The 3,272-nt window shown below is 66.0% G+C and carries 3 protein-coding genes; 1 reads left to right on the top strand and 2 read right to left on the bottom strand.

Annotated features, from left to right (window positions below; all coding sequences use genetic code 11):
* Positions 1–1,600, top strand: a 1,600-nt coding sequence (gene ligA, locus U0988_RS08530) for an NAD-dependent DNA ligase LigA (protein ID WP_322292197.1), incomplete at its 5' end; no start/stop codon positions are given.
* Between the two features lie 20 nt (positions 1,601–1,620).
* Here ligA and U0988_RS08525 read toward each other — a convergent pair.
* On the bottom strand, positions 1,621–2,322 hold the full coding sequence (locus U0988_RS08525) for a DUF2459 domain-containing protein (RefSeq protein ID WP_322292196.1): 702 nt from the start codon (positions 2,320–2,322) through the stop codon (positions 1,621–1,623).
* Entirely contained in the window at positions 2,319–3,233 is a 915-nt protein-coding gene (locus U0988_RS08520; RefSeq protein ID WP_322292195.1) for a 50S ribosomal protein L11 methyltransferase, read from the bottom strand. The genes U0988_RS08525 and U0988_RS08520 overlap by 4 nt, the downstream gene beginning before the upstream one ends.
* Positions 3,234–3,272: the final 39 nt, after the last annotated feature.

Here is a 3,272-nt window from a genome sequence, read left to right as displayed (position 1 = left end):
AGAGGAAGGGGTTGGGGGTGGTGGCTCTGATGTCCCCGAAGTGTTCGAAATCCGCGGTGAGGTCTATATGTCCCGGGCGGACTTCCTGGCGCTGAACGCGGCGCAGGCGGCAGCGGGCGGCAAGCTGTTTGCCAACCCGCGCAACGCCGCCGCCGGGTCTTTGCGCCAGAAAGATGCCAGCGTAACTGCGAAACGGCCGCTCAAATTCTGGGCGCATGGCTGGGGCGCGGCGTCGGCGGTGCCTGGCGAAACACAGCTGGAGGTGATGGAACAGATCAAGGCCTGGGGCGTGCCGGTCTCCCCGTTTTTCCAGCGCGTCACTTCCCTGCAGGAAATGATCGCCGCCTATGACCGGATTGGCGGGGAGCGGGAAGCCCTGCCCTATGAAATCGACGGCGTGGTCTACAAGGTGGACCGGCTGGATTATCAGGCGCGGCTGGGCTTTGTCGCCAAGGCACCGCGCTGGGCAATCGCGCGGAAATTCCCGGCGGAACGGGCGGAAACCACGCTGGAACAGATCGATATCCAGGTTGGGCGGACGGGCAAGCTGACACCGGTGGGCCGCCTCGCTCCGGTGCTGGTCGGCGGGGTTACCGTGACCAATGTTACGCTGCACAATCGCGACGAAATCGCCCGGCTGGGGGTGCGCCCGGGGGACCGGGTGGTGGTGCAGCGGGCCGGCGATGTCATCCCGCAAGTGGTCGAGAATTTGACCCGTGACGTACCGCGCGATCCCTATGTCTTTCCCGACCATTGTCCCGAATGCGGCAGCGAGGCCGTCGCCGCCCTTCGACAGGCTCAGGATGATCGGAACGAGGTCGATGTGCGCTGCACAGGCGGTCTGATATGTCCCGCACAACGCACGGAAAGGTTGAAACATTTCGTCAGCCGCGGCGCGTTGGATATCGACGGGTTGGGGGAGAAGACCATCGACCAGTTCTTTGCGCTGGGCTGGCTCGAAAGCCCCGCCGATATATTCCGGCTGAGGGACCGGAAGGACGACATTCTGGCGCTCGACGGGTGGCAGGATAAGTCTGTGGATAAGCTGTTGGAAGCGGTGGAAAACCGCCGCTCGCCCGACGCGGCGCGGCTGCTGTTCGGCTTGGGTATTCGCCATGTCGGTGCGGTCACGGCGCGGGATCTGATGAAGCGATTTGGCACTCTGCCAGCGCTGCGCGAGCTGGCGGAAAAGGCGCGGGCGGGGAATGAGGACGCTCTCGCAGAATTGAACACCATCGATGGCATCGGCCCCGCCGTTGTGCAGGCGCTGGGCGATTTCTTCCACGAGGAACACAACCGGGCGGTGTGGGACGATCTGCTGAGCGAAGTCAGCCCGCCGCCTTACGTGGTCGAGACCGCGGACAGCCCGGTCACCGGCAAGACCGTGGTGTTCACCGGCAAGCTGGAAACCATGAGCCGCGACGAGGCGAAGGCGCAGGCCGAACGGCTGGGCGCGAAAGCGGCGGGAACGGTTAGCGCGAAAACCGATCTGGTGGTCGCTGGGCCGGGGGCCGGATCGAAGCTGAAAAAGGCCGCCGATCTGGGCGTGGAAGTGATCGACGAGGTCGCGTGGGCCGCGATTGTCGCTGCGGCGTGGTGAGGGTGTTTTGCCGGGTGTGACTACTCTCCGGGACGCGGAACCCAGCGCATTACGCCGCCGACCATGGGTGTCCACCAGCCGGTCCTGACACCCGCCGCCGCCAGCGTGTCGCTGGTCCACTGGTTGCAGGTCTTGGTCATATCGTACCTTCCGGCGGCGTCGTAGAAGACGTCCTGATCGGTGTAGCCGGGGAAGACCGAACGGCCGTCCGCTTCATACAGCGCGGCCTCGATCTGCTCGACGATCAGTGCATATTCCCGGGCCGATACGCGCAGGGGCCGGGCGGTATCGCTCGGCGCGGGGCGGACGTAATGGGCGACGTGCAGCAGGCTGTCTCCGCCGATTGTGACTACGCGCAGCGCGGTGAGCGGGGAGAGGTCGGTCCATGTTGGCGTGCCCAGGAACACCTCGCGCTCGCCCCAGCTCACCGAGATATGGGTGTAGTCGCGCCCCGATGCGGGCAGATCGCTGGCGGGAAAGTCGCTGCGCCAGTCCTTTTCCGGAGTGACCAGCGGCAGGACCAGCGCGGTGTGGATGCCGTTGGTCTCCACCATGATCGTCACACCGGTGTCGGGCTCCGTCCAACCGGCATTGCGGGGAATGGCGCCGCCGATCCAGGCGCTGAGCAGGAACAGGATCACGAGCGCCGCCAGCGCCAATACCATCCGGCCCGCCCATTTCGCCGCGATGGCTAAAAATCGGGGCAGGGCGGAGCGGGTCATTGCGGGGACCAGTCCGGTCTCTTGCGCAGCCACAGGATCGACCAGTCGCCATTGACCAGCCGCGCGGCGAGCCGGAACCCGGATTTGCGGTAAGCCCTTCGGACTGCGGCCTCCTGCGTTTCCAGCAGGCCGGCGAGCACCAGATTGCCGCCGGGCAGCACATGGGCGGCAAAGTCCGGTGCAAGCTCCACCAGCGGACCTGCGAGGATATTCGCGATCAGCAGGTCATAGGGTGCGCGCGCGGCGATCAGCGGGTGGTCCATGCCGTCGGCTATTGCCAGCGTCAATTCGCCCGCCCGACCGCCGATGCGGACGCCGTTGGCGGCGCAATTTTCCGCCATCACCGGCGCGCACACCGGATCAATGTCGGTAGCGAGCGCGAGTGCCCGGGGCCACAGGTCCAGCGCGCCGAAGGCCAGCAGGCCGGTGCCGCTGCCGATATCGGCGATGTTGCGCGCGATCACGCCGCTGCGCTTCATGTGTGTCAGCATGGCGAGGCAGCCGGCGGTTGTTTCATGCTGGCCGGTGCCGAACGCCTGGCTGGCGGGGATCACCAGATCGGTCACCCCCGGATCGGTGCAGGCGGGATGATCCGGCGTACGAACGTGGAACCGCCCCGCGCGGATCGGCTCCATTCCCTGTTGACTGAGGGTGAGCCAGTCGGTTTCGGGCAGCTTTTCGACGCCGAATACAGGAGGTTTGCCGGAAAACAGCCCGGCCAGCGCGGATTTCTCCGCCTTGCCCGGCCGCCGCGGGAACCAAGCCTCCAGCACCCAATCCTGCGGCCGGTCCTCGGCCACTTCGCTGCCGGAAATGACCAGCTCCGCATCCCATTCCTCCAGCTCGTCATGCGCGAGCAGCGCGGCCTGGACGATCTTCTTGGGCGCGAAGGCAGTCAGTTTCCAGGTCATTGCGCGGCGGCTTCTTCGGCCAGCCGCGCGTCGAGCCTA

Source organism: Allopontixanthobacter sp. (assembly GCF_034376665.1).
In the GTDB taxonomy this organism is placed as follows: domain Bacteria; phylum Pseudomonadota; class Alphaproteobacteria; order Sphingomonadales; family Sphingomonadaceae; genus Allopontixanthobacter.
This window is presented reverse-complemented; position numbering and strand designations above follow the sequence as displayed.